Genomic DNA, 26,285 nt, shown 5'->3' with positions numbered 1-26,285 from the left:
CAGGGCAGGCCGGCCGTGCGCTCAGCTGAGGCCCGCGCGGCGGGCTCGCTCGACGGCGGCGGGCAGGACCTCGATCAGGCGGTCGACGTCGTCCTGCGTGGAGGTGTGACCCAGGGTGAAGCGGAGCGAGCCGCGGGCGGCCGCGGCGGGCGCGCCCATCGCCAGCAGCACGTGGGACGGCTGAGCCACCCCAGCTGAGCAGGCCGAGCCCGTCGAGCACTCCACACCCTTGGCGTCGAGGAGCATCAGCAGCGCGTCGCCCTCACAGCCGGGGAAGGAGAAGTGGGCGTTGCCCGGCAGCCGGTCGACGGGGTCGCCGTTGAGTATCACGTCGGGCACAGCCTGCCGTACGCGGCGGATGAGGTCGTCGCGCAGCGCGCTGAGGCGGATCGCCTGCCCCCCGCTGACCCTTCGCCGCCGCCTCGACGGCCGCGGCGAGACCGGCGATGGCGGGAGCGTCGAGGGTGCCCGAGCGCACGTCGCGCTCCTGACCTCCGCCGTGCAGGACGGAGACGGGCGTGACGCCCCGCTCCAGCAGCAGCGCGCCCACCCCCATGGGCCCGCCGACCTTGTGGCCGCTCAGCGTGAGCGCCTGCGCGCCAGAGTCGGCGAAGGAGACCGGCAGCACGCCGACCGCCTGCACGGCGTCGGTGTGGAAGGGGATGCCGTGGTCGCGCGCGATCGACGCCAGGACGCGGATCGGCTGGACCGTGCCGACCTCGTTGTTCGCCCACATGACGCTGACCAGGGCCACGCTCTCGGGATCACGCTCGATGGCGGCGCGCAGCGTGTCGGGGTGGACCCTGCCGTGGGAGTCGACCTCGAGCAGCTCGACCTCGGCGCCCTGGCGGTCGGCCAGCCACCTGGCGGGGTCGAGCGCGCCGTGGTGCTCGATCGAGCTGATCAGGATGCGCCTGCGCGGCTCGCGGGCCCAGTAGAGGCCCTTGATCGCGAGGTTGTCGGCCTCGGTGCCGCCCGCGGTGAAGACCACCTCGCTGGGCCGGGCGCCCAGGGCGTCGGCGATCGCCTCACGCGACTCCTCGACCACCCGGCGGGCCTGCCGCCCGGCGGCGTGGAGCGACGATGCGTTTCCGACGCGGCCGAGCTGTTGGGTCATCGCCTCGATGGCCTCAGGAAGCATCGGAGTGGTCGCCGCGTGATCTAGGTAGGCCGGGCTCACCCGATCAGCGTATCTCGTTTGCCACTGTACCGTCCGGACGGTACAGTAGACCCTATGAGGCGAGACGAGTTGCTTGACGCCGCGGAGGAGCTCCTCTGCGACCAGGGCTCGGCCGCGCTCACCCTCGCCGCCGTCGCCGACAGGGCCGGCGTGAGCAAGGGCGGGCTCCTCTACCACTTCAGCAGCAAGGAAGCCCTGATCAAGGGCATGGTCGAGCGGCTCATCGGGGATTTCGACGACCTGATGGCGGCCCAGCCGCACGACACCTACACCAAACGCTACCTGGGCGCCACGCTCGCCGCCGTCCGCTCCGGCCGGCTGCGACGATGGGCCGTCGTGACGGGGGCCTCGGGCAACCTGTTCCTCCTCGCGCCGCTCCGCGACGCGATGACCAGGTGGCACCGTGAGGACCTGGCCGAGGAGGCCGACCCCGTCGCCTCCCAGATCGTCCGGCTGGCGTGTGAAGGGCTGTGGGACGTGGCCAGCCACGACCCCGGGCTCCATTCGGAGAGCGACCTCGTCGCGCTCGAGGCCAGGCTCCTGGCTCTGCTCTAGCGCCCGCGGCACGCCTCCTCCCAGAAGAGCCGCACTCCACGCGTGGTCGCCACGTTCCCCGTCTCCCCCGTTCCTCCCGCTCCCCGGACGAACGGCGCCCGACCTGGCGCCGCCGCTCCTGGCTGCCATTTCCCTGACAAGCGGCGCCCCCGTAGGGCGCCGTTCATTGACTGAGCGGCGCCCCGCGAGGGCGCCCACCTGACGATCCGAGAGGTGTTGACGATGACCCGCGACCTGAGGACTGCCCGTTATGGGTCGATCCTCACTTTTGTCCTGGCTGGCTTGATGGTGGGCACGATGACCGTGCGCATCCCGGCGCTGACCGACAAACTCGGCCTGTCCGAGGCGACGGTCGGCGTGATCCTGCTCGTGTGGGGTCTGGGCGCGCTCGTGACCATGCAGTCCATGCGCGGGATCATGCAGCGCGCGGGCAGCCGGACGGTCCTGCGGGTCGGTGGCCCTGCCACCGCGCTGTCGCTGCTCGGCATCGGCTGCGCGCCGAACCTGCCGTCGCTGCTGGTGGCGGTGGCGGTCTTCGGCATGGCCTTCGGCACCGTCGACATCGCCATGAACGCCCAGGGCTCGACGGTCGAGCAGGCATACGGCAGGCCGCTGATGAACGGCATGCACGCGGGCTGGTGCGTCGGCGCCATCGCGGCAGGCGGCATCGGCAGCCTCGCGATCGCCCTCGGCCTGTCCTACACCGCCAACCTCTCGCTGGTCGCCCTGATCTCGCTCCCCCTCGTCATGATCATCGGTCGTACCTACCTGCCCGAGCCCCCCGTCGTGCGGACCACGGCCAAGGCGCGCAAGAGGCTGCCCGCGGTCGTCTACCTGCTGGGCGCGATCATGTTCTTCGCGTTCATGGTGGAGGGCACCGTCGCCGACTGGAACGGCCTGTTCATGCGCGACGAGCTCGGCGCGCCCGAGGCGATCGCCGCGCTCGGCTACCCGGTCTTCGAGGTCGGCATGCTGCTGGCCAGGCTGGGCGGTGACCGGCTGCGCGGGCGGTTCGGCGTGCGAGGCATCATGACCGTCTCCGGCGTGGCCACGGCCGCGACGTTCGCGATCGTGCTGACCGCCGCCACTCCGCTGATCGCGGTCTTCGCGATGTTCTTCGTCGGGCTCGGCGTCGCCACCATCTCGCCGATGACGCTGTCGCTGGCGGGCACCGCCACCGACAACCCGGGCCCCGCGATCGCCCAGGCGGGCGCGATGGGCTACGCGGGCCTGCTGCTCGGACCCGTGGCGATCGGCCTGATCAGCGACTTCACCTCGCTGCGCATGGCCCTCGGCATCGCGGTCGTGCTCGGCGTGCTCATCGCCGTCGCGGCACGGTTCCTGCCCCGCCACGAGACGACCACGCCGATCCCCGCCCACGTCGAGGAGCGCACCCCCGCGGGAGTCGCCGCCTGACCCATCGGGCTCTTGGGGGCCGCCCGCACCCGTGAGAGGCTCGGGCGATGACCGCCCGCTCCGAACGGATGGACCTGGACGCCTACGTCGAACGCGCCAGGAACGGCCCCTGCTTCGTCTGCGCCATCGTGTCGGGCGACCCCGCCCACGGCCTCGAGGAGATCCTCTACGAGGACGACAGGCACCTGCCCTTCCTCGCCCGCTATCCCACCGTCCCCGGCTACGCGCTCGTCTGCCCGAAGGCGCACGTCGAGCACGCGGTCAGGGACCTGGGCGAGGACGACTACCTCGCGCTGATGGCCGTGGTGCGCAGGGTCGCGCTGGCCGTGGAGGCGGCGGTGCCCTCCGAGCGGACCTACCTGCTCACGCTGGGCAGCCAGCAGGGCAACTCCCACCTGCACTGGCACATCGCGCCGCTGCCGCCGGGCACGCCGTACCACGAGCAGCAGTTCTACGCGCTGATGAGCGAGAACGGCCTCATCCCGTGGGACACCGGGCGGGCGGCCGCCCTGGCCGCCCGCATCCGCGCCGCGCTCGCCGGCTGACCGTCCGCCACGACACGAGAACGGCGGCCCCCTGAGGCAGGGAGCCGCCGTTCTCGTGCTGTGCTACTTGCGCTTGCTGACCTCGTCCGCGAGCTGCGGGACGATCTGGTGCAGGTCGCCCACGACACCGAAGTCGGCGAGCTCGAAGATCGGCGCCTCCGGGTCCTTGTTGATCGCGACGATGGTCTTCGCCGTCTGCATGCCCGCCCTGTGCTGGATCGCACCCGAGATGCCCGCGGCGATGTAGAGCTGCGGCGAGACCGTCTTGCCCGTCTGGCCGACCTGGAACTGGTGCGGGTACCAGCCCGCGTCGGTGGCCGCGCGGGAGGCGCCGACAGCGGCGCCCAGGACGTCGGCGAGCCCCTCGATGATCGAGAAGTTCTCCGCCGAGCCCACGCCACGGCCGCCGGAGACGACGATCGCCGCCTCGGTGAGCTCGGGGCGGGCGCCCTTCTCCTGCTTGACGCGCTCGACGATCTTCGAGGCCTTCGCGGCGTCCGACAGCGCGACCGACACCTCCTCCTCTGCGCCCGCGGCGGGCGCGGGAGCGGGGGCGGTGGAGTTCGGGCGGACCGCGATGATCGGGGTGCCCTTGGTCACACGCGAGTGGACGTTGACGCCGCCGCCGAAGATGGACTGGTCGGCGACGAAGCCCTCACCGACGCCGACCGCGTCGGTGATGACGCCCGAGTCGGTCTTGACGGCCAGCCGGCCGGCGACCTCCTTGCCCTCCGCCGTGGCGGCGACGAGGACGGCCGCGGGCGCGGCGGAGCCGACCAGCTGCGCCAGCAGCTCGGCCTTGGGGGCGACGACGTGGTCGACCACGTCGGCGGAGCCCGCGACGTAGATCTTCTCCGCGCCGTACTCGGCCAGCTTGGCCTTGGCGTCGGCGCCGAAGCCAGGCCCCGCCCACACGGCCGACGGGGTGCCGAGCGAACGGGCCAGGGTCAGCAGTTCGAGCGTGACCTTCTTGACCTCGCCGTCGACCTGCTCAACGAGAACGAGAATCTCCGACATATCTGCTGTTCTCTCCCGTGCTCAGATGAACTTCTTGGACGCGAGGAACTCGGCGGCCTTGACGCCACCGTCGCCCTCGTCCTTGACGATCGTGCCCGCCGCGCGCGGAGGGGCGGCGGCGAAGTCGACGACCTCGGACCAGGCGGCGCCGAGACCGACCTGCGCGGCGTCGATGGAGGCGTCGCCCACGGAGAGGGTCTCGACCGGCTTCTTCTTGGCCGCCATGATGCCCTTGAAGGACGGGTAGCGCGGCTCGTTGATCTTCTCGACCACGGAGACGACGGCCGGCAGCGTGGCCTCGACCTTGTCGTAGCCGTAGTCGGTCAGACGCTGGATGGAGATCGAGGAGCCCTCGACGTCCACCTTGTTGGCCAGCGTCAGCTGGGCGGCGCCGAGGCGCTCGGCCAGCATGGCGGCCAGCACGCCGGTGCGCGCGTCGGTCGACTCCGAGCCGAGGATGACCAGGTCGAACCCGATCTTCTTCAGCGTCTGGGCCATCGCGTAGGAGGTCGAGAGGGCGTCCGAGCCGTGCAGGGCGTCGTCGCTCAGGTGGACCGCCTTGTCCGCGCCCATCGCCAGGGCCTTGCGGATGGTCTCGGTGGCCTTGCCGGGGCCCATGGTGAGGACGGTCACTTCACCGCCGTGGGCCTCCTTGAGCTTCAGGGCCTCCTCGACCGCGTACTCGTCAAGCTCGTTGACGACGCCGTCGGCGGCGTCGCGGTCGAGCGTCTTGTCATCGGACCGGAGCTTGCGCTCGGTCGCCGTGTCGGGGACCTGCTTCACGCAGACGACGATGTTCATGGCCGGTGGCCGACCTCCCGTAATCGCATGCTCGGATGAGTGCTGTCCAGACTGCCAGACTGCCCAGGGCCCCTACTCCACGGCCCTCGGGTCGCCATGTTACCCATGAGTAGCTTTGACGCAAACCCGCAGGTAGCCTCACCTTACCGAACTTTGTTCCGGAATCCTGCTATCGCCCCCCTCGCACATCGCGATCAGGCGTTGAGCAGGAAGACCACTCCGACGACCAGCGCCGTACCCGCGAAGAGCGCCAGCGTGAACGGGCTGAACAGCGTGCTGAGCACCAGCCACAGCGCCACGACCCCCGCCACGGACGACAGGTCGGTCACCATGCGGCGGCTCCTGAACAGGCCACGCGAGAGCAGCGCGATGCCCGCGTCGACGACCACGATGAGCGAGTAGGAGGCCAGCAGGAGCAGCGACGCCTCGGGCAACGGGGTCCTGGCCGCGGCCGCCAGCAGGGCGACGAAGATGCCGGAGCCGACCACCCACCGCCTGCGGATCTTCTCCCTGTGGCGGGCTCGCGCCTCGTCCACCGCCACGCCTGGACGCCACTCGCGGGTGGACAGGTCGTGCAGGTCGGGCGGCTCCAGGCCGGCCCTCCTGCCCGTCGAGAAGACGGCGCCAGGCCCTGCCGCCGTGGAGAGGTAGCTGCCCTGCTCGTGGCCGGCCGAGCCCGGCACCCCCATGGCGCTCGGCGCGGGGCGGCGGGCCGTACCGCTGAGGCCTCGCACGCCGTGGCGTCCGCGAGCGGGCGCGTCGACACCCAGCCTGGCGCAGACCTGCGCGGCCGTCGGCCGCGCGGCGGGGTCGCGCACCAGGCACTCGCGCAGCAGGGGCTCCAGCCAGGCGGGCACGCCCTCCAGGTCGGGCTCGTGATGGACGACCCGGTAGGCGACCGCCGACAGCGGGCCCGTGCCGTACGGCTGGCGCCCCGTGGCCGCGTAGGCCAGCGTGGCGGCGAAGGAGAACACGTCGGCGGGAGCGCCGGCCTCCTGCCCCTCCAGCACCTCGGGCGCCAGGTAGCCCGGCGTGCCGACCACCGCTCCTGAAGCGGTCACCGACAGCGAGTCGAGCGCCGAGGCGATGCCGAAGTCGATCACGACGGGCTCGCCGTCGGCCATCATGACGTTGGCGGGCTTGAGGTCCCTGTGCACCACGCCCGCCTCGTGGATGGACATCAGCGCCTGGGCCAGCCCCCTGGCCAGGCGGCGCAGGTCGTCGACGGGCACCGGCACGACGCTGAGCGCCCGCCCCTGGACATAACGGGTCACGAGGTAGGGGCTGTCGCCCGACATCGAGGCGTCCAGCACCTCGGCCACGTGCGCCCCCTCGACCAGGCGCATCGTCTCGACCTCGCGTTCGAGCCTGGTCAGGGCAGAGGCGTCGGCGGCGACGTGCGGGTGCAGCACCTTGACCGCCACCGTGCGGCCCTCGGGGTCGAGCGCGAGGTGGACCTCGCCGAACCCGCCGGATCCCAGAGGGGAGAGAAGGCGGTAGGGGCCCAGGTGCTCACCGTCAGGCTCGCTCATGTCTCCATAGTGCCCCGCGGAGGGGCCGGAGAACACGTCATGACCAGGGTGTGAGGAAGCCGAGACCGAGGCTCGTCATGAGGGAGTCGATGAGCCCTCCGATGAGCCCCGTCACGCTCTCCCTGGCGCTGCGGGTCAGCTCCCTCACCACGTCGGAGGGCTGCTCCCACGGGTGCCACGTGGGCGCCTGGCCCATCGCGAACAGCACCGCGAGCAGCGCCGCCGTGCCGACGACCAGCGCGACCACCAGCCCGGCTCCAGGGCTGCGGATGACGCCGGTCAGCGTGCGGGTGACGGCCTTGCGCGGCGCGCCCCCTCCCGGCAGCAGGAACAGCCCGGCCGCGAAGGCGCCTGCCGCGTAGGCCACCGCCTGGTCGCTCTCGATCTTCAAGGCGTGGTGCAGCACGCCCCAGACGCACACGCCCCACAGGATCGACAGCGGCACCTGCACCAGCGACACCAGCGCCGCCTTGATCAGCGCCCATGGCGTGCCGAGCAGGATCAACGCGGGATCGGCCGCGCTGCTGCCGCGCAGCTGGCGGCGCGCGACCAGGTCGCCGAAGAGATACTCGCCCACACGCAGCACCAGCGCGATCACCACGGCGGCCGCGCCGGCCATCACCGGCATCATGACCGCCAGCGCGACCAGCAGCGTCAGCAGCAACGCCGCGATGAGCGGATGCCCCACGCGGTACTTCGGCCGGTCGGCCCGTGGCGGCGTGTAGGGCCGCGGCTGGGCAGCGGGCTGCGCTCGCTGCGGCTGCCGCACGGCCGCCGCCTGCTGCGGCGCGGGGTAGCCCGCGACCCGCTGGTCGGGGTACGGCGCGGGCGGCCGGTAGGGCGGCACGTTCGCCGGCACGTACGGCGGCGGCTTCGGCTCCTTGCGGGGTTTGGCCTCCTTGCGCGGCTGCGGCGCGGGCCGCGGCGGCTTGGCGTACTCGACCGGCGGCAGCAGGTCGGAGTAGCTGTCGTCGCGCGCGAGCGTCTTGGTCCTGTTGACCGGCGGTGGCGGCGGCGACTCCAGGACCCGCGTGCCGCTCGGCGGGGTCTCGTTGAAGGCCGTCACCGAGGGGTCGAGCCGGCGCGCCATGCGCAACAGCTCCTGCGCCGCGGGCCTTGCGCGGGGGTCGACCGCCAGCGCCCTGCCGAGCCAGCCGCGCAGCCACGCGGGCGCCTTGTCGAGCTGCGCCCGGCCTTCCATGATGTTGAAGCAGATGACCTCGAACGTCCCCGTGCCGAACGGCGGCGCGCCCACGGCGGCGAAGAACACGGTGGAGGCCAGCGCGTGCACGTCGGCCGCCTGGGTGATCTCCGTGTCGCGGATGATCTCGGGCGCGAGGTAGCCGGGCGTGCCGACGAACATGCCCGTCTGGGTCAGCCTGGTGGCGTTGACCAGGTGCGCGATGCCGAAGTCGATGACCAGCGGCTCGCCGTCGACCAGCATGACGTTGGACGGCTTGAAGTCGCGGTGGATGACGTCGGCGGCGTGGATGGAGACGAGCGCCGAACACAGCCCCTGCGCCAGCCTGATCAGCTGCGCCGCGGGCAGCGGGCCCTCGGTGAGGACGGTCTCCTCGAGCGTGCGCCCAGGAGCGAACCTCGTCACGACGTACGGCTGCCCGCCGACGAGCTCGGCGTCGAGCACCTCGGCGACGTGCCTGCTGCGCACCCTGCGCATGGTCTCGACCTCGCGGGTCAGCCGGTCTCGCGCCTTGAGGTCGGCGGCGACGTGGGGGTGCAGCACCTTGATGGCGACCTCGCGCCCCTCTTCGTCGATCCCGAGGTGGACAACCCCCATGCCACCCTCGCCGATCTTCCTGACCAGTCTGTAGGGACCGAGACGCTCGGGCGCCTGGGTGTTGCCGGTGCTCATCTACTCATCCCCCTCCTTGGCCCGCCTTCCCCCGCAGGTCCATCAGCCTGTCCGTGAGCGGACTCACGTCGACGGGCGCCCATACCGACTTCCTACCCGATTCGGGCACTGTGCCGAGCGCCAGGACCAGCGAGAGCGCGGCTCCGACGGCGAGCACGCCGGCGGTCACCATGGCCACCGTACGCGACGGAACCAAAGAGGCGAGCGTCCTGCGCATCTGCCGTCCTGGAGCCTCGACGCCGGGACCCGCGCAGACGGTCCACAGGGCGATCGCTCCACCCCAGGCCAGCGCGTTGGCCAGCGGCATCGAGTGCACGAGCACGGTGAGCAGCAGGGTGACGGGCAGGCCCAGGATCAGCGCGTAGGGCACCAGCGCGACCGTGATGCCGATCGACTTCAGCAGCGCGGCGGGCTGGGCGAACACGCGCAGCACGTCGGCAGCGGCCGAACCCGTCGAACGCCTGGCGTTGAGCTGCGGCTGGGCCAGGTCGGCCGCGCGCAGCAGCACGGCGAACGGGATCGCCACCGCGCTGACGATCAGCGGGGCCAGCACGGCCAGCACGATCATGACGACGAGCAGCATGGCGCCCGCGACGCCGTACGCCTTGGAACGCTGCAGCGCGAGGCCGGGACGCGCCCCCGGGATGCGCGGCTCGCGCCAGGTCTCGGGGTCGGGCGCGGGGTGACCGGCCTGCGGGTACTGGTGGCCGTAGGGCTGCGGGGCACCGCGGGGGTAGTCGGGCGCGTCGGGGCGCACCCTGCGCGTGGGGATGTCACCGTCGCGCGGGTACGGCGGCGCGCCCGGATAGCCGCCTGCCTGCCCGCCCTGGGCGGGGAAGCCCGACGAAGGACCGCCCTGCGCGGGGAAGCCCGGCGACTGGCCGCCGCTCTGCCCGGGGAAGCCCGGCGACTGGCCTCCGGGCGTGGCGAAGCCGCCGGCGTGGCCCGCTGAGGGGAATCCGCCGGGCGGGTTCGCCGCGCCTGGAGGGGTGTGCGGGGCGCTGTGGTCGGCCTGGCTGCCCGGCCATGGACGGCTTGCGGGCGGCTCGGTGGAGGCCCTGGTCGGCACGTCCCACGGGTGGGCGGGCACGCCGCCCTCCTCGCGCATCTGCCGCAGTTCCTCGGGCGTCACGCGCCTGGTCGGCCACGGGTCGCCGCCGGTCGTCGCGTGCTCACCCGCCTGCCCGGAACCCGAGGGCCCATGACCGCCCGAACCCGGGCCTGTCGCCCCGTGCCCGCCGGTGCCTGGACCCGTGGGGCCGCCGCCGGCAGGGCCCGCCTGGCCGTGACCGCCCGTCGAGGGACCCACGGGCCCGTGACCGCCCGTCGAGGGGCCCACAGGGCCGTGGCCGCCCGTCGAGGGGCCTGAGGGGGCCTGGTTGCCGAGGAGGGAGACGAACTCCTGACTGCCGGGGGCGCCGGCGCCTGACATGGGCGCGGCGCCGCCGTACGGGCCTGACAGGGAGGGCTGACCGAGCGGAGGCCTGGCGGGCGGGATCGCGGGCGTGGGCACGTCGGCGGGGTCGGTCACAGGACGCGAGCCCGGACGGTCGGGCCTGGGCACGGTGGAGATCTCGTCGGCCACCTTGGCGGACTTGGGCAGCAGCCTGGCGGTCTGCTCGGCCAGGTCGGCCGCCTTGGGCCGCTTGGAGGGGTTGCGCTGGAAGGCCGCCTTGAGCAGCGGCTGCAGCTCGCGCGGCGCCGCCGACACCTCGGCCTTGCCCGCCGTGATGTTGTAGAAGATCATCTCCAGCGTGCCCTTGCCGAAGGGCGGCTGGCCGGTCGCGCCGAACAGCAGCGTGCCCGCCCACGCGTGGATGTCGACCTCGGGGCCCGCCTCGTGACCCTCGATGATCTCGGGCGCGAGGTAGCCGGGCGTGCCGATGAACATGCCGGTCTGGGTCAGCCTGGTCGCGTCGACCGCCTGGGCGATGCCGAAGTCGATCAGGACGGGGTCGCCGTCGAGGATCAGCACGTTGCCCGGTTTGAGGTCGCGATGGATCACCCCGACGGAGTGGACGGCGGCCAGCGCCGAGGCCACCCCGTGCGCGACCCTGGCCAGCGCGGGCAGCTCGAGCGGACCGTCCTGCTTGACGACCTCGTCGAGCGGACGGCCTGCGACGTAGCGGGTGACGATGTAGGGGCGGTGTCCCGTGACGTCGGCGTCGAGCACCTCGGCGATGTACTTGCTGCGCACCCGCCGCATCGTGTCGACCTCACGCGAGAGCCGCCGCCTGGCGACGTCGTCGCCGGCGACCTCGGCCCTGAGGACCTTGACCGCCACCTGCCGTCCCTGCGGGTCGACAGCGAGGTGGACAACGCCCATGCCCCCTTCACCGAGCCGCCTGAGCAGCCGGTAAGGGCCTAGTCGGTCATCGTTCATGGCATGAAGCACCATACCGGCTCAAACCCCGCCCACGAGATGAACCCCAAGGTCACATTCCCACTCGTGTAACGTCTGAAGTGACCCCATAGGTTTCCCAATCGTCGGTCTCGCATTGGTCTCAATTCGCCAGATCGAGGACCTCCGCGGTCTTCAATCCGGCCAGAGCGGCCCCCGGCAGGGCGAGCTTCGAACGCCGCACGCCACTGCCGATGACCACCTCGGGATGGGCCGCCACCCTGCTGTCGACCAGGATCGGCCAGCCCTCGGGCAGGCCCAGCGGGGTGATGCCGCCGTACTCCATGCCGGTCAGCGAGACCGCCTCGTCCATGGAGGCGAAGCTGATCTTGCGCGCGTCGAGATGTCTCCTGATCACGCCGTTGACGTCGGCCCTCGTCGTGGCCAGCACCATGCAGGCGGCGTAGCGCACCTCGCCGCCCCGCCTGCCCGCCACCACCACGCAGTTGGCGGAGGCGTCCATCGCCACGCCGTACCGGTCGCAGAAGGCGGCGGTGTCGGCCAGTTCGGCGTCGATCTCGGCCACGCGCACCTCCTCCTTCAGCTCACGTACGGCTCTCGCCACCGGTTCGGCGAGCAGGTCTGTCCGGTCAAGGGCGGGCACCCATCTCAGGTCCATGCGCAGGACCCTACGCCGACGCTGTGACACGCCGGTGCAGCTGGGTGACCGTACTCCTCGCCGACTCCATGGCACCCGCCTGCCATGCGACCAGGTGGGTGAGCCAGTCGCCCGCGAAGTACACCCTCCCCGACGGACGTTGCAGGAGAGTGAAGGACGAATCAAAGGCCGGCCAGCGCACCCATCCGCCCTGGAGATGAGGCTGGCGCTCCCACGCGATCGAGACGCTCGACAGCAGCTCAGCGCGGTACTTCTCGCCGTGGATCTTCTTGCCCTGGGTGAGCGCGCGACGCCTGCGGTCCTCGGGGGTGAGCGCCCCGTACAGCTCGGCGGGCTCGCCCGAGTTGTAGTAGCCGACGAGCAGGCCGCGCTCGGAGTGGTAGCCGTAGGAGGGATACCAGATGTGTGTGATGTCGAGATCGGTCTCGGTGACGCCGCCGTAGATGCGGTCCTCGAGCTCCCACCAGCGCCTGCCGTACTCCAGGCCGATCTTGCCTGCGGCGACGGGGGCGGGCGTGCGAAGCGCGGCGGTGACGGGGGCGCCCAGGTTGTGCGGGATCTTCGCCAGGATGTGCGGGGGCAGCGTGGCGACGCAGTAGTCGGCGGTGAGCTCGCCGCCTTCCCAGGTGACGGTGACGGACCCCGTCCGGTCGGTGATCTTCGTGACCCTGGCGCCGGTCCTGACGCGGTCGCGGCCGACGGCCTCGACCAGCCTGGTGACGATCGCGTCCATGCCGCCGACCGGCTGGAACATCGGGGTCGCCTGGTCGTAGCCGAAGTCGTTGGTGATCGCGCGGCCGACTCCCGCGGCGAGCACCTCGTGCAGGCCGGCGGGCGAGGTCAGCGCCGCTCCGCCGTCCATGCCCGGATATCTCGTGAAACCGCGGCGCTCGGAGCCTTCGTAGGTGAGCTTGGGCCCCAGGTCTCCGAACCTGCGCAGGAACTCCAGGAGGCGCTCGCGGTCCTCGCCCGTGAGCCTGCGGTCGAGCGCGCGGTGGTTGGTGGCCTTGGCCAGCAGCTCCGCGACATAGCCGTACATGTCGGCGCGGGCGGTCTTGTTGCGGATCGTCCTTCCCTCGGTGTGCACGTACGCCGAGGCGTTGGAGTTGACGAAGGTCTCGATGGGGACGCCGAGCTCGCGGCAGTAGTCCATCGTCACCATCCACGGCGCGATCCTGCCGGGGCCCGCGTTGAAGTAGACACCCTCGCCGAAACGGACGTCCTGGGCGGCCCCGTTGAGCTCGGTGAGCCTGTCGCCGCCGCGCAGGGTGAGGTTGCGCCCGCCGATCCTTTCGCTCGCCTCGAGCAGCGTGCAGTCGTAGCCCGCCTTGCCCAGCTCGTAGGCGACGGTCAGCCCCGCGACGCCCGCGCCGAGGATGACGACCTTGGCGGCGCCCCTGCCCTTGAGCGTGAAATCACCCTGCCTGGGCGGGGTGAAAGTCTTGTCCTGCTCGGAGGGGGCCAACCCCAGCGCGCCCATCGCCGCGTACATCGCGCCGGCGCCGCCGGCCGCTCCGATGCCGACCAGCAGTCCGCGCCTGGTCAGCGTGCCCCTGTCAGCCATAGGGCCCGCTGCCGCAGGCCACCTGCCCACCGATGGTCGCGAACAGCCCCATCAACGCCATGATCTGGGTGAAGTCGTCGGTGGCGAACTCGATCTCCCGCGCGCCCGTCTGCTTCACGCCCGGCACCAGCCCGCAGGCCGCCGCGATGGCCGTGGAGTTCCACTCCACGCCCAGCGTGTACGGCCGGTCCGTCTCGTAAGGTGTGAACCCGCTCAACCTGTCGAGCGCTCGCGCCGCCGCCTCACGGACCCGCGCCTGAGCCACGCTCGGCGGCAGCAGCTCGGCCGAGAACTTGTCGATGCCCTTCTTGACCGCGACGGTCTCGACCTCGCCCAGCAGCTCCGCCGCCTCCTGGCCGACCGCCTCGTCGCCGGTGACCAGCGCGACGGGCACGCCATGAAAGCCCGCGCACGCCGCGACCAGCCGCGTCTCGCCGCAGGGCTCGCCGTTCAGGAAGACGTTCTGGATCTCCTTGCCCATCCACGTGTGGTTGAGCACGCCGTGCTGCACGCCCGCCCTCGCGTGGTAGCCGACGAACATCGCGGCGTCGAAGGAGGCGTCGAGCCCCTGCGCCATGCGCTGCGACTTGCCGGGGCCGCGGATCAGCGTCGCGCGGGGGTCGAGCAGGTCGATCCTGAGGTTCTTGGTGGAGCCGTGCGCGTCGTTGACCAGCACGCTGGTGGCGCCCGCGTCGAAGGCGCCCTCGATGGCGGCGTTGGCGTCGGCGGTCATGAGCTCGCAGCCGCGCTCGTAGCCGCGCTTGCCCGCGTGCATCTCCTCCGGGTCGGTCAACCCGGTCACGCCCTCCATGTCCACCGACAGGTAGACCTTCATGCCGCGCCACCCCATGTCTCGACTCGCCGCGCCTGGGCCTCGTCCATGAACCCGACGTTCTCCGCCATGAACCGCTCCGCCCGCTCCCGCCACGGCTCGGGGATCTCCTCGATCGCCGGCCTGTAGCAGTGGTCGAGCCAGCCGGTGGACTCCTCGGTGGCCCCGAGGTACCCGGCCGCCCTGGCGAAGGGCGTCTTCTCGATGCCGGGCACCCTCGCGCAGCCGTACTCGATCATCTCCTGCCCGCCGTACGGCGGGGGCTCCTGCCACTTGCGCGCCACGGGACGGTCCGCGGTGATCGGCGTGTCCATCGGACGGCGCTCCACCGCGGCCTGGATGAGCTCCTTGTACAGGCACTTCCCGCACGTACGGCAGGGCCCAGAGGTGCCGCGCAGGCACCAGCGCACCTGCGCCTTGAGCGGGGAGTCCAGCGCGATCCTCATCGTGATCGCCTCGCTCACGCCGCCCACGGGCAGCACGATCCGCAGGCCCGCGGCGGCGAACAGCCGCCCCCACATGCCGTGGGGCGCCCACATCGGGTTGTCGGGGGTGAAGCGGTGCACGTAGCGCCCTCCGCCCAGCCAGCGCGAGCCGATCTCGTACCCGAGGCCGACGCCGCCCAGCCCCAGCCTGTCGGCGTTCAGCAGGGCCCCCACCATGACGGCGTGGTGCTCGGGATAGCCGGGACGCGGCTCGGCCAGCGTGAACTCCAGGTCCGACTCGACCGTGGTCACCTCGCGGCCGGTCTGCGCGGCCAGCTTGGCCAGCACGTCGGAGCGGTAGTGCGGCCAGCGGTTCGGCACCCTGCTGTGCGGTACCCGCCTGAAGTGCACGAACGGCGCGTCGGGGAAGACCGCCGCGGCGGCCACCGAGTCGGCGCCGCCGCTGTAGGAGATCGCCAGCGTGGGGCCTGGGTCGCGCGGCGGGCCTCCCACGGGGCCCGCCTCGATCCCCCAGCCGTCGTGGAGCGCGGCGGCCAGCCCGCTCGACACGGGACGGTCGAAGGCGATCCGCCTCCTGGTCCAGGGCGCGACGACCGTCCAGGCGGCGACGGCCCAGAGGTCGTTGTGCGCGTCGGAGGGGACGTCCTTGATCTCGCAGGAGTTGACCGCCAGCTTCACGGGGTAACCGTCGGACACGGTGCCGGTGATCTCGTCCTCGGGGTCGAGCCTGAAGGTGAGCTCGCCGCCCTTCCAGCTCACGCGCACGACTGCCCCCCGCCCGCGGCGCCCTCGTTCGCGGCCCTGAGTTCGTCGACCGCCTGCCAGAGCAGGACCTCGTTCTGCAGGATCCTGTCGAGTGCCTGGGCCGTCTCGTGGGCCAGCCTGTGCGCCTCTGCCGCCTTCTCCGCGACCTCCGCGACCGCCGTGGCGGCCGCCGCCTGCGCCGCGGACTGCGGACCCTGCTGCCTGACCGCCCTGAGCCGCCTGACCTCCTCCTGCAGAGTGGTCACCTCACGGCGCAGCGTCTGAACCTCCCACAGCGCGTCCTTGATGTCCTGCCGATGGTCGGCGACCGAGATGTAACGGGAGTCGAACCACGAGCGGACGGCTTTCTTCAGCCGCGCGGGGACGGGGACGCGCATCATGAAACGCCACGATAGCGGCAAACCACCTGCCTCCCGAGCCGCTCTCCCAACCCCGTCCCGGTCATCCGCAGATCCGGGAAAAGCGTGCGGCGCCGCTCCGGATAGGGTCCAGGACATGGTCGACTGGGTACGCCTCGAACTGCACGTGGGCACCTTCGACGACGCGGCCTTCGAGCCCCGCCTCGATCGAGCCCGCGAGTCGGGCATCGCGTTCACGACCATGGCCGAACTCGGCGACACCCCCGCCCACCGGCGCGCCCTCTACGACCTCAACAGGACCTGCTCGGCCGACATCCCGGGCAGGGGCGCGTTCTACACCTACGACGAGTACCTCGCCCAGCGCATCGAGGTGCCGACCTTCTCCGCCGAGGGCGTCGTGCTGGCGACCCTCGAAGGAGAGTGGATCGGCATGTCCTCGACCTCCCTGCACCCGGACGAGGGGTACGCCTTCAGCGAGATGACCGGCGTCCTCGCGCCCCATCGCGGGCGTGGGCTGTCGCTGGCGCTGAAACTGCTGGCGATCCAGTTCGTGCGATCGGCCGGGTACGAGCGCCTGGCCACCTTCCACCACCCCCGCAACACCTCCGCGATCGCCATGAACCGCCGCCTCGGCTTCGTCGACCCACCCGCCGAGCGGCAGCCCGGCTGACCGATCGCCCGGTGCCGAGGCACAACGGCTGCCGTCGCGTCGAGGGTCAGCGGCCGGTGAACTTGGGCTTGCTCTTCTCCGTGAAGGCGCGCATGCCGATCTTGGCGTCGTCCGTGGCGAACAGCCCGGAGAACTGCAGGCGCTCGATCTCGAGCCCTGTGTCCAGGTCCACCTCGAGCCCCTGGTCGATCGCCTGCTTGGCGGCGCGCAGCGCGACCGTGGGGCCGCCGACGAAGGTGGCCGCCCATTCCAGCGCCGCCGTGTAGACGTCGACGTCGGGCACGACCCTGTCGACCAGGCCGATCTCCAGCGCCTCGGCCGCGCTGACGTGCCGTCCGCTGAAGATGAGGTCCTTGGCCTTGGCGGGGCCGACCAGGCGGGACAGCCGCTGGGTGCCGCCCGCTCCGGGGATGATGCCGAGCTGGATCTCCGGCTGGCCGAGCTTGGCGCTCTCGCCCGCCACCCTGAAGTCCGCGCAGAGGGCCAGCTCGCAGCCGCCGCCCAGCGCGTAGCCGGTGATCGCGGCGATGACCGGCTTGCCGACGCGGGCCAGCGCGGTGAAGCAGTCCTGCAGGGTCCTCGAGTGGGCGGCCATGTCCGCGTAGGACATGTCGGCCATCTCCTTGATGTCGGCGCCCGCCGCGAAGACGCGCTCCCCTCCGTAGACGACGACCGCGTGGACGCCCTGGTCGGCGTCCACGGCTCGCGCGCACTCAGCGATCTCGCGCTGGACCTGCCCGTTGAGGGCGTTCATCTTCGGACGATCGAGCCTGATCGTGGCGATCTGGTCGGACACCTCGACGCGTGCAAACTCACCCATGGGGTGACCTTATCCGGACAGGAGGGCGAGAGCCGAGGTCCGAAACGGCGAGAATGTGGGGCCACACGGGGAAGGCGGGCGCGATGGACGCTCAGGCGTTGAAGCTGGCGCAGCTGGTGGCGGTGGTGGCCAGCGCGGGGTTCTCCTTCGGCGGCTTGATCGGCATCGTCTACTCCGACGACCGTCCCGCCGTGAAGGCGCTGGCGTTCACGATGCTGGCCGTCCTGCTCGGGCTGCACCTGCGCAACTGCGTACGGCGGGCCGACGGGCACCGGCCGCGCGGATGGCGGTGGACGCTGGTCGTACAGGCGGTCCTGACCGGGGCAGGTCTGGCCTGGTTCCCGAACACCTGGTACGGCAACACCGGTTTCCTGGCCGCGGCCGTCCTGCTGCTGATCAGGAGTCCGGGGCCGCGGTGGGCGGCGTTCGCGCTGGTGCTGGCCGCCCAGTTCTGGTCCGGGCTCACCGTACGACCGGTGAGCGAGGCGCTCTACCTCGTGGTGGGGCAGGCCGCCTTCGTCGGGGTCGCGCTGTACGGCGTGGTGCGTCTCACCGACCTGATCATCGACCTGCGCGGTACCCAGGCGAGCCTGGCGGCCGCCGAGGTGGCCCGCGAGCGGCTGGCCTTCGCCGAGGAGCTCAACGAGCGGGTGGGGGCGAGCCTGCGACAGGTGATCCTGGCGCTCCAGCGGCCCGGCCTGTCGCGGGCTGAGCTGGAGTCGAGCCTCGCGACGGCGCGTACGGCGCTCACCGACGTGCGGTCCGTCTCGCACGCCCACCGCGACGGGGCCGGGGCCAGGCCGGTGGTGGCGGGCGACCTGACCACGAGGGTCGTGAACGTCCTGGTGGTCACGACGCTGCTGCTGATGATCGTGCCGCGCGAGCTCCGTCACGTGCTCCAGATCGGCCTGTCCGGCCTGCCGCTGCTGGTCTTCGTCGTGGCGCTGGCCGGCTTCGTGGCCCTGTACCTGCGCGCGTGCCTGCCGGGCGGGCAGCACGAGGGCTGGACGCTGACCGGGCTGGTGTTGCTCACCTACGCGCCGACCGCGCTGCTCGGCGCGAAGCTCTGGTACGTCGCCGGGCTGCTGCCCGGCGCCGTCGTCGTGCTGCTGCGCGGGCCGATCCGGTGGGTCGCCGCGGGCGCGGTGCTCGCGGGCGACACGGTCTTCCACCTGACCCAGAGCGGCATAGCGGGCAACGTTCTGGACGTGCTCTACGGGTTGGTGTACGTGACCGAGCGGGCGATCATCGTCTACGCCCTGTGGCGCATGGCCAGGTTGACGGTCGAGCTGCGGGAGGCGCGGGCGGAGCTGGCGAGGGTCCAGGTGGCGCGCGAGCGGCTGCGCTTCGCCCGCGACCTGCACGACCTGCTGGGCTACGGCCTGTCGGTGGTGGTGCTCAAGGCCGAGCTGGCCTTCCGCCTGCTCGAACGCGATCCTCACGCTGCCACGCGGCACCTCGGCGACGGCCTGGAGGCGGCCCGCCAGGTGCTCACCGACATCGACTCGGTGGCCTCGGGCCGCACGGAGATCTCGCTGGCCGCCGAGGTCGAGTCGGCCCGTGCGGTGCTGGAGGCGATGGGCGTCGAGGTGAGCTGGTCCTGCACCGCGGCGGGGCTGCCCGCCGGCGTGGACGAGGCGCTGGCGGCGGTGCTGCGCGAGGGCGTGACCAACGTGCTCAGGCACAGCGCGGCCCGCCACTGCTCGCTGGAGATCGTGGCCGACGACGGGCAGGTACGGCTCAGCCTGACCAACGACGGCGTGGCCGCCCCCTCACCCGATCACCAGCCGGGCTCGGGCGTCGGCAACCTCACCCATCGCCTGGACGCCCTGGGCGGGCGGCTGAGCGCCGAGCGCGCGGGTGAGACCCACGCGCTCACCGCGACGGCTCCGCTAGAGCCAGCCCTCGTCGGCGGCGATGCGGATCGCGTCGACCCTGTTCCTGGCGTTGAGCTTCATGACCGCTGACGACAGGTAGTTGCGGACGGTGCCCCTGCTGAGCGAGAGCCGTACCGCGATCTCGTCGGCCTCGGCGCCCGTGGCGGCCATCCTGAGCACGTCGACCTCCCGGGCGGCCAGCGGGTTGTCGGCCTTGCGGAGGGCGGCCATGGCCAGCTGCGGATCGACGACCTGCTCTCCCGCGACCACCTTCCTGATGGCCTCGACGAGATCGCCGGGCGGTGAGTGCTTCAGCAGGAAGCCGCTCACTCCCGAGGCCGTCGCGCGCCGCAGGTAGCCGGGCCTGGCGAAGCCGGTGAGCACCACGACGCGGCACTCGGGCAGGCGCTCGGTCAGCAGCGCGGCGGCGCTGAGGCCGTCCAGCCCCGGCAGCTCGATGTCCAGGACCGCGGCGTCAGGACGCGACTCCAGCGCGGCGGGCACGATCTGGTCGCCGCGCTCCACGGCGGCCACGACCTCCAGATCATCCTCCAGCTCGAGCACGGCGGCCAGCGTCTCGCGCAGGATGCGCACATCCTCCGCGATCAGAACTCGGATCACTGTGAATCCTTCACACGGTGTTGGTGAACGTGGCACTACTGGGGGTCCAGCCGGATTGCGACTATAGCGAGCAGAGAGAGGAGCACATCATGCAGAAGATCACCACGTACCTCTGGTTCGACAACCAGGCGGAGGAGGCGGCCAACCACTACGTCTCCATCTTCCCGAACTCGCGCGTCGTCGAGGTCACTCCCATGATCGTGACGTTCGAGATCGAGGGGCAGCGCTTCATCGCGCTCAACGGCGGGCCGCAGTTCACGTTCACCGAGGCGATCTCGCTCTACGTCGACTGCGACACCCAGGAGGAGGTCGACGAGCTGTGGGCCAGGCTCGTCGAGGGCGGCGAGGAGAGCCAGTGCGGCTGGCTCAAGGACAAGTACGGACTGTCCTGGCAGATCATCCCCAAGGCGCTGCCGAAGCTGCTCAGCGACCCCGACCCGGCCAGGGCCGAGCGCGCCATGCAGGCGATGCTCAAGATGTCGAAGATCAACGTCAAGGAGCTCGAAGAGGCCGCCAACGGCTGACCGGACTCCGGGGAGGCGGGGGCCTCCCCGGTGAAGTCCTGAAAAAATCCTTCTCAATCCTCTTCTAGAGGAAGGAAAATGTTGAGACGCTGACTCCTGAACGACCCCCCCAGTCAAGGAGTCACCCATGCGCAGAGCGTTGGCGGTCGCCTGCTTCTTACCGCTGCTGATACCCACCGCGATCGCGCACGCCGAGGCCGCGCCCGATGACAGGCAGCAGGCGTTCGCGAAGGCGGCCGAGACCTACCAGGTGCCGGAGAGCGTCCTGCTGGGCGTCTCCTACCTGGGGTCGAGGTGGGACTCCCACGCGGGCCAGCCCAGCAACGACGCAGGGTTCGGGCCGATGCACCTGACCGACGCGGCCGCCTTCACCGGCTCCAACCACCACGCCGAGGGCGAGGAGGACCCGCGGGGCGACGAGACGCGCCCGCTGGCCCTGCCGTCCGAGGCGCCGGAGACGCCGGAGGAGATCCCCGCCTCGCTCAGGACGATGGAGAAGGCCGCGGCGCTGACGGGCGAGTCGCACGAGACGCTGAAGACCGACCCCGCGGCCAACATCCGCGGCGGCGCGGCGCTGCTGGCCGACTACCAGAAGCAGCTCGGCGCGCCGCTCAGCGACGATCCAGGGCAGTGGTACGGCGCGGTCGCGCGCTACTCCGGAGCCACCGAGTACGAGGCGGCCAAGTTCTTCGCCGACGAGGTCTTCTCGGTGATCGCCTCGGGAGTGACGCGCACCACCGACGACGGGCAGCGGGTCACCCTGAAGCCGGTGCCCGACCTCGGCAAGATCGAGTCGTGGCTGGAGAAGCTCGGGCTCTCGCTGCCGCGCCGCGACGGCGTGGAGTGCCCTCGCTCGATCTCCTGCGAGTGGATCCCCGCCGGATACGCGCAGCTGCCGAACAACAACTACGGCCACTACGACCTGTCCGACAGGCCGAACAACCAGAAGATCGACTACATCGTCATCCACGACATGGAGGGCTACTGGGCGCCCTCCGTGCGGCTGAACCAGGACCCGAAGTGGCCCGGTAGCTGGCACTACTCGGTCAGGTCCAGCGACGGGCACATCGCCCAGCAGATCAAGACCAAGGACGTCGGCTGGCAGGCCGGCAACTGGTACATCAACGCCAAGTCCATCGGCATCGAGCACGAGGGCTTCCTGGCCGAGGGCAGCACCTGGTACACCGAGGCGATGTACCGCACGTCGGCCAAGCTCGTGCGCTACCTGGCCATGCGCCACGGCGTGCCGCTCGACCGCGCGCACATCATCGGCCACGACAACGTGCCCGGCACGCTGCCGACGACGGTCAGGGGCATGCACGAGGACCCCGGCCCCTTCTGGGACTGGGCGCACTACTTCGAGCTCATGGGCGCTCCGCTGCACCAGTTCGGCGGCCCGAAGTCGGGCTCCATCATGATCAGGCCGGACTTCGAGACGAACAAGCCGTACTTCTACGGCTGTGACCGCAAGAACCCCTCGGCCGCGTGCCCGCCGCTGCCCGCCTCGACGGTGTGGCTGCGCACCGAGCCGCGCGCCGACGCCCCGCTGGTCAAGGACATCGGCAAGCACCCCACGGGCGACTCGCTCTACAGCGTCTACGACCACAGCGCCCGCGCCACCACCGGGCAGCGCTACGCCGTGGCCGACCGCGACGGCGACTGGACCGCGATCTGGTACCTCGGCCAGAAGGCGTGGTTCCACAACCCCGCCGCCAACCCGACCGCGGTGCCGTCCATGGGGCTCGTCGTGACCCCCCGTCCAGGGCTCAAGACCGTCCCCGTGTACGGCAGGGCCTACCCGGAGCAGGAGGCCTACCCCGCGGGCATCCCGTACCAGGCCGTCACGCCACTGCAGTACACCTTCTCCGAAGGGGAGAAGTACACGCTGGCAGGGCCCGCGGCGGCCGAGTACTACAGGGCGGTGACCTTCGACCCCGCCCCGCACACCGTCGTGCGCGGCAAGACGAAGTACTGGCAGATCCAGTTCGGTCACCGGGTGATGTTCGTCAAGGCCGACGACGTGCGGGTGACGTTCCAGTAGGCGCGCTGTCCGTCGGGGACCTCGCCCTCACCGGGCGGGGTCCCCTCAGCGTTTGCGGGTGAACTCGGCGACGGCGCGCCTGGTGCTCTGCAGCGCCTCCTGCGAGGAGTCGAAGGTGCGCTGGGCCACGCCCACGAAGACGCAGTCGACGACGAGCAGCTGGCTGATGCGGCTGGCCAGCGCGCCGGGGCGGAACTCGGTCTCCCTGCCCGCGGAGATCAGCACGTGCTCGGCCATCGCGGCGAGGGAGGAGCGCGGGTTGTTGGTGATGGCGACCGTGGTGGCCCCCGCCTCCCCCGCCAGGCGCAGCGGCTCGAGGACGTCGGGCGTCTCGCCCGAGGTGCTGATGCCGATCGCCACGTCGCCCGCCTTCAGCAGCACCGCGCTGGTGAGCGCCAGGTGCGCGTCCTGGAAGGCGTGGCTCGACAGGCCGATGCGCATGAGCTTCTGCGCCACGTCCTCGGCCACCAGCCCCGAGGCGCCCACGCCGTAGGAGTCGATCCTGCGGGCGCCCACGATGGCGTCCACGACCAGGCCGAGCCGCTCGGAGGTGAGCTGGGCGACGGTGTCGTTGATCGCCTCGGACTCGGCTCGCGAGACCTTGAGGATGACCTCCGACAGCGGGTCGTCGGGGGCCAGGTCGCCGGGCACCAGCCGGTCGGGCTGCGCGGCCGCGGCCGCGAGAGCCAGCCTGAGCTGCGGGTATCCGGCGAAGCCGAGCAGACGGGCGGTGCGGACGATCGTCGCCTCGCTGGTGCCGGAGGCGGCCGAGAGCTCGGTGATGGTGCTGCGGGCGACGGTCGCGGGGTCCTCGAGTATCAGACGGGCGACGGTCTGCGCGGCGGGGGTGAGCGAAGGAAGGACACCGCGGACGGTGGCCACGAGTGTGTCTGCCCTCAGACCGTTCATGGTGTCTTCCACATACCGATTATGGGGCCTGGACGGGAGGAAGGACTGCTCCAGGGCGTCATGACCGCAAACCGGCATCTCTTCGGCGTCCCGAGGTCAACCCACGGGTCGCGCGGCGGGAGACCACGGGACGGGCCCCGGAGACGGCGCTCCGGGGCCCGCGTGGTCAGCGGAGGGTGCCGTTGGTCATACCCACGGGCTCCTCCGGGAGGGCGAGCAGGCCGAGCTCGGCGGGAGCGGCCATGAGCGGGTGGTTGGGCACCACCCGCACCGTGTAGCCGAACGCCCCCGTACTGTCGAGCGGCACCTTGCCCACGTAGTGGGCCTTGCCGTCGTCGGTCGTCCCTTCGAGCGTCATGGCCAGGTAGCGGGGGCTCAGCAGCTCGTCGTGCGGGCCGACCTTGCCGTAGGCGGCCTGGACCAGCAGGTCGTGGGGCTCCAGCTCGCCCAGGGCGATCGTCGCGCGCAGGTCGAGCGCCGCGCCCACCTCCGGCGTGTCGCCGACGCCCGACGCCTCCACGTGCTCCACGCGCACGCCCGGCCACGCCTTGCTGACGCGCACCCGCCAGGCGGCGAACGCCTTGGCCGGGGCGTAGGAGTCGGCCGACAGGGCCCTCGCCGAGGCCGCGGCGGGCAGGTAGAGACCCACGACGTAGTCGCGAAGCATCCGGCCGGCCAGCACCTTGGGCCCGAGCGAGGTCAGCGTGTGACGCACCATCTCCAGCCACCGCCTGGGCAGCCCGTCGGGCGCCCTGTCGTAGAAGCGGTCGGAGACCTCGTGCTCGATGAGGTCGTAGAGCGCGGCCGCCTCGAGCTCGTCGCGCCTGTCGGCGTCGGCGACACCGTCGGCGGTGGGGATGGCCCAGCCGTTGGTGCCGTCGTACCACTCGTCCCACCAGCCGTCGCGGATCGACAGGTTGAGCCCGCCGTTCAGCGCCGACTTCATGCCCGAGGTGCCCGACGCCTCGAGAGGACGCAGCGGGTTGTTCAGCCACACGTCGCAGCCCTGGACGAGCAGCTGGCCGAGGGCCATGTCGTAGTCGGGCAGGAAGACGATGCGGTGCCGCACGTCCTCGGAGTCGGCGAACCTGACGATCTGCTGGATGAGCTTCTTGCCGCCCTCGTCGGCCGGGTGGGCCTTGCCCGCGATGAGGATCTGCACCGGCTTGTCGGGAGACAGCAGCAGCTCGCGCAGCCGCACGGGGTCGCGCAGCATCAGCGTGAGCCGCTTGTAGGACGGCACCCTGCGGGCGAAGCCGATCGTCAGCACGTCGGGGTCGAGGGCGTCGTCGACCCAGGTGAGCTCGGCGTCGGAGGCGCCGCGGTCGCGCCACGAGCGGCGCAGCCGTACTCTCGCCGCCTCCACCAGGCGCTCGCGCAGCCTGCCGCGGATGCCCCAGATCTCAGGGTCGGAGATCTTCTGGACGCCCTCCCAGCCCTGCCCCTTCTCGATGAGCTCGGGCAGCTCGCGACCGGCCAGCTCCATGATCTCACGGCCCACCCAGGTGGGCGCGTGGACGCCGTTGGTGATCGAGCCGATCGGCACCTCGTGCAGGTCGAAGCCGGGCCAAAGCTCCTGGAACATCCCCCTGCTGACCTCGCCGTGCAGCTCGGAGACGCCGTTGACGCGCTGGGCCAGGCGCATGCCCATGATGGCCATGTTGAAGCGCCCGGGCTCCTGCTCGGCGCCCAGCGCGAGGACGCGTTCGACAGGGACGGTCGGCCACGCGTTGTCGCCGCCGAACTGGCGCTCGATCATGTCCGAGGGGAAGCGGTCGATGCCCGCGGGGACCGGCGTGTGGGTGGTGAAGACGGTGCCGGCGCGAACCGCCTCGATCGCCTCGTCGAAGGAGAGCCGCGCCTCGGTGAGCTCGCGGATGCGCTCCAGGCCGAGGAAGCCCGCGTGGCCCTCGTTGGTGTGGAAGACCTCGGGCTCGGCGTGTCCCGTGATCCGGCAGTAGGCGCGGATGGCCCGCACGCCGCCGACGCCGAGCAGCAGCTCCTGCATGAGCCTGTGGTCGGTGCCCCCGCCGTACAGGCGGTCGGTGACGTCGCGGGCGGCGGTGTCGTTGTCGGCCACATCGGAGTCGAGCAGCAGCAGCGGCACCCTGCCGACCTGCGCCACCCACACCTGCGCGTGCAGGGCGCGCTGGTTCGGCAGGCCGATCCTGATGTGTACGGGCGTGCCCTCCTCGTCCTTCAGCAGGCTCAGCGGAAGGCCGCCAGGGTCGAGGCTGGGGTAGTGCTCCAGCTGCCAGCCCTCTGGCGACAGCGACTGAGTGAAGTAGCCGTGGCGATAGAGCAGTCCGACCGCCAGGATCGGCACGCCGAGATCGCTGGCCGCCTTGAGGTGGTCACCTGCCAGGATGCCGAGGCCTCCCGAGTACTGCGGCAGCGCCGCGGCGATGCCGTACTCGGGCGAGAAGTAGGCGATCGCGCCCGCGGCCTCGGGCAACGTCTGATACCAGCGGGGCGCGGTCATGTACTCGCGCAGATCGTCGGCGGCGTCGGCGAGACGGCGCAGGAAGCGGCGGTCGGTGGCCAGCTCGCGCAACCTGGCGGGGTCGACGGCGCCCAGCAGCGCGACGGGATCGTGCCCGACTCGCTCCCAGACGGCCGGATCGACCTCGGCGAACAGGTCCGTGGTCTCTGGATGCCAGGACCATCGGAGGTTGTGCACAAGCTCGCCGAGGGCGGCCAGCTCCGTGGGCAGGACGGTGCGGACGGTAAACCTGCGGATAGCTCTCACGATTTCGACCCTAGGGGCTGAGGAGCGGTGTTCAAGCGGGAGTGGATCACTTCCGTTTCACAACCCTTCCATGTAGAGGCATCAAGAGGGACTATTAGGGCACTCCCCACATTGAGCTTTGACGCACCGTCGCGGGACGGTGCCAGCTGCTGCACGCGTGAAGGTGCGA

The 26,285-nt window shown here is 71.4% G+C and carries 21 protein-coding genes and 1 pseudogene; 7 read left to right on the top strand and 15 right to left on the bottom strand.

Annotated features, from left to right (window positions below; genetic code table 11):
* Positions 1-21 precede the first annotated feature (21 nt).
* Positions 22-1,141: pseudogene (locus tag ABFX55_RS43810) on the bottom strand (cysteine desulfurase family protein).
* A 93-nt stretch (positions 1,142-1,234) separates the two neighbouring features.
* On the opposite strand from ABFX55_RS43810, the gene ABFX55_RS43805 reads away from it, so the two are divergent.
* The 3 genes from ABFX55_RS43805 (at position 1,235) to ABFX55_RS43795 (ending at position 3,696) form a co-directional block, all read left to right on the top strand.
* A complete protein-coding gene (locus tag ABFX55_RS43805) occupies positions 1,235-1,735 on the top strand; it encodes a TetR/AcrR family transcriptional regulator (RefSeq protein WP_346129557.1) in 501 nt (166 codons plus the stop codon).
* 222 nt (positions 1,736-1,957) lie between these two features.
* Positions 1,958-3,151, top strand: a complete 1,194-nt coding sequence (locus ABFX55_RS43800) for an MFS transporter (protein ID WP_346129555.1) — start codon at positions 1,958-1,960, stop codon at positions 3,149-3,151.
* Positions 3,152-3,198: 47 nt separating this feature from the next.
* On the top strand, positions 3,199-3,696 hold the full coding sequence (locus tag ABFX55_RS43795) for an HIT family protein (RefSeq protein ID WP_346129553.1): 498 nt from the start codon (positions 3,199-3,201) through the stop codon (positions 3,694-3,696).
* Positions 3,697-3,759: 63 nt separating this feature from the next.
* Here the strand turns inward: ABFX55_RS43795 and ABFX55_RS43790 are convergent, their stop codons facing one another.
* The 10 genes from ABFX55_RS43790 to ABFX55_RS43745 all read right to left on the bottom strand — a co-directional run bounded on the left by ABFX55_RS43790 (position 3,760) and on the right by ABFX55_RS43745 (position 15,926).
* A complete protein-coding gene (locus ABFX55_RS43790; protein WP_183656155.1) occupies positions 3,760-4,713 on the bottom strand; it encodes an electron transfer flavoprotein subunit alpha/FixB family protein in 954 nt (317 codons plus the stop codon).
* 21 nt (positions 4,714-4,734) lie between these two features.
* The gene (locus ABFX55_RS43785; RefSeq protein WP_183656153.1) at positions 4,735-5,514 is read right to left on the bottom strand and encodes an electron transfer flavoprotein subunit beta/FixA family protein; all 780 of its coding nucleotides are present in this window, start codon (positions 5,512-5,514) and stop codon (positions 4,735-4,737) included.
* A 194-nt stretch (positions 5,515-5,708) separates the two neighbouring features.
* Positions 5,709-7,046 carry a serine/threonine-protein kinase gene (locus ABFX55_RS43780; RefSeq protein WP_346129551.1) on the bottom strand — a complete coding sequence of 446 codons (1,338 nt, stop codon included), beginning with the start codon at positions 7,044-7,046 and terminating at the stop codon, positions 5,709-5,711.
* A 37-nt stretch (positions 7,047-7,083) separates the two neighbouring features.
* Positions 7,084-8,919 (bottom strand): serine/threonine-protein kinase, encoded by a 1,836-nt coding sequence (locus tag ABFX55_RS43775; protein ID WP_346129550.1) that lies wholly within the window; start codon positions 8,917-8,919, stop codon positions 7,084-7,086.
* Positions 8,920-8,923: 4 nt separating this feature from the next.
* The gene (locus ABFX55_RS43770) at positions 8,924-11,302 is read right to left on the bottom strand and encodes a serine/threonine-protein kinase (protein ID WP_346129548.1); all 2,379 of its coding nucleotides are present in this window, start codon (positions 11,300-11,302) and stop codon (positions 8,924-8,926) included.
* 121 nt (positions 11,303-11,423) lie between these two features.
* Entirely contained in the window at positions 11,424-11,939 is a 516-nt protein-coding gene (locus tag ABFX55_RS43765) for a YbaK/EbsC family protein (protein WP_346129546.1), read from the bottom strand.
* Between the two features lie 10 nt (positions 11,940-11,949).
* Complete coding sequence (locus tag ABFX55_RS43760; protein ID WP_346129544.1) at positions 11,950-13,503, bottom strand: flavin monoamine oxidase family protein; 1,554 nt, start codon at positions 13,501-13,503, stop codon at positions 11,950-11,952.
* A complete protein-coding gene (locus ABFX55_RS43755; protein WP_346129542.1) occupies positions 13,496-14,338 on the bottom strand; it encodes a M55 family metallopeptidase in 843 nt (280 codons plus the stop codon). Before ABFX55_RS43755 ends, ABFX55_RS43760 begins: the two co-directional genes overlap by 8 nt.
* Entirely contained in the window at positions 14,335-15,546 is a 1,212-nt protein-coding gene (locus ABFX55_RS43750) for a DUF6395 domain-containing protein (RefSeq protein WP_346129540.1), read from the bottom strand. Before ABFX55_RS43750 ends, ABFX55_RS43755 begins: the two co-directional genes overlap by 4 nt.
* Positions 15,537-15,926: a hypothetical protein gene (locus ABFX55_RS43745; protein WP_346129538.1), complete on the bottom strand. Its 390-nt coding sequence runs from the start codon at positions 15,924-15,926 to the stop codon at positions 15,537-15,539. The genes ABFX55_RS43750 and ABFX55_RS43745 overlap by 10 nt, the downstream gene beginning before the upstream one ends.
* A gap of 115 nt (positions 15,927-16,041) precedes the next feature.
* On the opposite strand from ABFX55_RS43745, the gene ABFX55_RS43740 reads away from it, so the two are divergent.
* Positions 16,042-16,575, top strand: coding sequence for a GNAT family N-acetyltransferase (locus tag ABFX55_RS43740; protein WP_346129536.1), 534 nt, complete (start codon positions 16,042-16,044; stop codon positions 16,573-16,575).
* A 46-nt stretch (positions 16,576-16,621) separates the two neighbouring features.
* Here the strand turns inward: ABFX55_RS43740 and ABFX55_RS43735 are convergent, their stop codons facing one another.
* Positions 16,622-17,395 carry an enoyl-CoA hydratase/isomerase family protein gene (locus ABFX55_RS43735; protein WP_346129534.1) on the bottom strand — a complete coding sequence of 258 codons (774 nt, stop codon included), beginning with the start codon at positions 17,393-17,395 and terminating at the stop codon, positions 16,622-16,624.
* Between the two features lie 83 nt (positions 17,396-17,478).
* Between ABFX55_RS43735 and ABFX55_RS43730 the strand changes: the two genes are divergently transcribed.
* Positions 17,479-19,362 (top strand): sensor histidine kinase, encoded by a 1,884-nt coding sequence (locus ABFX55_RS43730; protein ID WP_346129532.1) that lies wholly within the window; start codon positions 17,479-17,481, stop codon positions 19,360-19,362.
* Here the strand turns inward: ABFX55_RS43730 and ABFX55_RS43725 are convergent.
* Complete coding sequence (locus ABFX55_RS43725; RefSeq protein ID WP_346129530.1) at positions 19,288-19,893, bottom strand: response regulator transcription factor; 606 nt, start codon at positions 19,891-19,893, stop codon at positions 19,288-19,290. The two genes, ABFX55_RS43730 and ABFX55_RS43725, sit on opposite strands and share 75 nt — an antisense overlap.
* Positions 19,894-19,982: 89 nt before the next feature.
* Here ABFX55_RS43725 and ABFX55_RS43720 point away from each other — a divergent pair, with 89 nt between their 5' ends.
* Both ABFX55_RS43720 and ABFX55_RS43715 read left to right on the top strand, forming a co-directional pair.
* Positions 19,983-20,417 carry a VOC family protein gene (locus ABFX55_RS43720; RefSeq protein WP_346129528.1) on the top strand — a complete coding sequence of 145 codons (435 nt, stop codon included), beginning with the start codon at positions 19,983-19,985 and terminating at the stop codon, positions 20,415-20,417.
* A 127-nt stretch (positions 20,418-20,544) separates the two neighbouring features.
* Entirely contained in the window at positions 20,545-22,458 is a 1,914-nt protein-coding gene (locus tag ABFX55_RS43715) for an N-acetylmuramoyl-L-alanine amidase (RefSeq protein ID WP_346129527.1), read from the top strand.
* A 45-nt stretch (positions 22,459-22,503) separates the two neighbouring features.
* Here the strand turns inward: ABFX55_RS43715 and ABFX55_RS43710 are convergent, their stop codons facing one another.
* Complete coding sequence (locus ABFX55_RS43710) at positions 22,504-23,379, bottom strand: MurR/RpiR family transcriptional regulator (RefSeq protein WP_312895831.1); 876 nt, start codon at positions 23,377-23,379, stop codon at positions 22,504-22,506.
* A gap of 154 nt (positions 23,380-23,533) precedes the next feature.
* The gene (gene glgP, locus ABFX55_RS43705) at positions 23,534-26,116 is read right to left on the bottom strand and encodes an alpha-glucan family phosphorylase (protein ID WP_346129526.1); all 2,583 of its coding nucleotides are present in this window, start codon (positions 26,114-26,116) and stop codon (positions 23,534-23,536) included.
* Positions 26,117-26,285 lie beyond the last annotated feature (169 nt).

It is taken from the genome of Nonomuraea roseola (assembly GCF_039535395.1).
GTDB lineage: Bacteria > Actinomycetota > Actinomycetes > Streptosporangiales > Streptosporangiaceae > Nonomuraea > Nonomuraea roseola.
This window is presented reverse-complemented; position numbering and strand designations above follow the sequence as displayed.

Coding starts and splice junctions, on each gene's coding strand:
- ABFX55_RS43805 (WP_346129557.1), top strand. CDS start 1,235: ATGAGGCGAGACGAGTTGCTTGACGCCGCGGAGGAGCTCCTCTGCGAC.
- ABFX55_RS43800 (WP_346129555.1), top strand. CDS start 1,958: ATGACCCGCGACCTGAGGACTGCCCGTTATGGGTCGATCCTCACTTTT.
- ABFX55_RS43795 (WP_346129553.1), top strand. CDS start 3,199: ATGACCGCCCGCTCCGAACGGATGGACCTGGACGCCTACGTCGAACGC.
- ABFX55_RS43790 (WP_183656155.1), bottom strand. CDS start 4,713: ATGTCGGAGATTCTCGTTCTCGTTGAGCAGGTCGACGGCGAGGTCAAG.
- ABFX55_RS43785 (WP_183656153.1), bottom strand. CDS start 5,514: ATGAACATCGTCGTCTGCGTGAAGCAGGTCCCCGACACGGCGACCGAG.
- ABFX55_RS43780 (WP_346129551.1), bottom strand. CDS start 7,046: ATGAGCGAGCCTGACGGTGAGCACCTGGGCCCCTACCGCCTTCTCTCC.
- ABFX55_RS43775 (WP_346129550.1), bottom strand. CDS start 8,919: ATGAGCACCGGCAACACCCAGGCGCCCGAGCGTCTCGGTCCCTACAGA.
- ABFX55_RS43770 (WP_346129548.1), bottom strand. CDS start 11,302: ATGAACGATGACCGACTAGGCCCTTACCGGCTGCTCAGGCGGCTCGGT.
- ABFX55_RS43765 (WP_346129546.1), bottom strand. CDS start 11,939: ATGGACCTGAGATGGGTGCCCGCCCTTGACCGGACAGACCTGCTCGCC.
- ABFX55_RS43760 (WP_346129544.1), bottom strand. CDS start 13,503: ATGGCTGACAGGGGCACGCTGACCAGGCGCGGACTGCTGGTCGGCATC.
- ABFX55_RS43755 (WP_346129542.1), bottom strand. CDS start 14,338: ATGAAGGTCTACCTGTCGGTGGACATGGAGGGCGTGACCGGGTTGACC.
- ABFX55_RS43745 (WP_346129538.1), bottom strand. CDS start 15,926: ATGATGCGCGTCCCCGTCCCCGCGCGGCTGAAGAAAGCCGTCCGCTCG.
- ABFX55_RS43740 (WP_346129536.1), top strand. CDS start 16,042: ATGGTCGACTGGGTACGCCTCGAACTGCACGTGGGCACCTTCGACGAC.
- ABFX55_RS43735 (WP_346129534.1), bottom strand. CDS start 17,395: ATGGGTGAGTTTGCACGCGTCGAGGTGTCCGACCAGATCGCCACGATC.
- ABFX55_RS43730 (WP_346129532.1), top strand. CDS start 17,479: ATGGACGCTCAGGCGTTGAAGCTGGCGCAGCTGGTGGCGGTGGTGGCC.
- ABFX55_RS43720 (WP_346129528.1), top strand. CDS start 19,983: ATGCAGAAGATCACCACGTACCTCTGGTTCGACAACCAGGCGGAGGAG.
- ABFX55_RS43715 (WP_346129527.1), top strand. CDS start 20,545: ATGCGCAGAGCGTTGGCGGTCGCCTGCTTCTTACCGCTGCTGATACCC.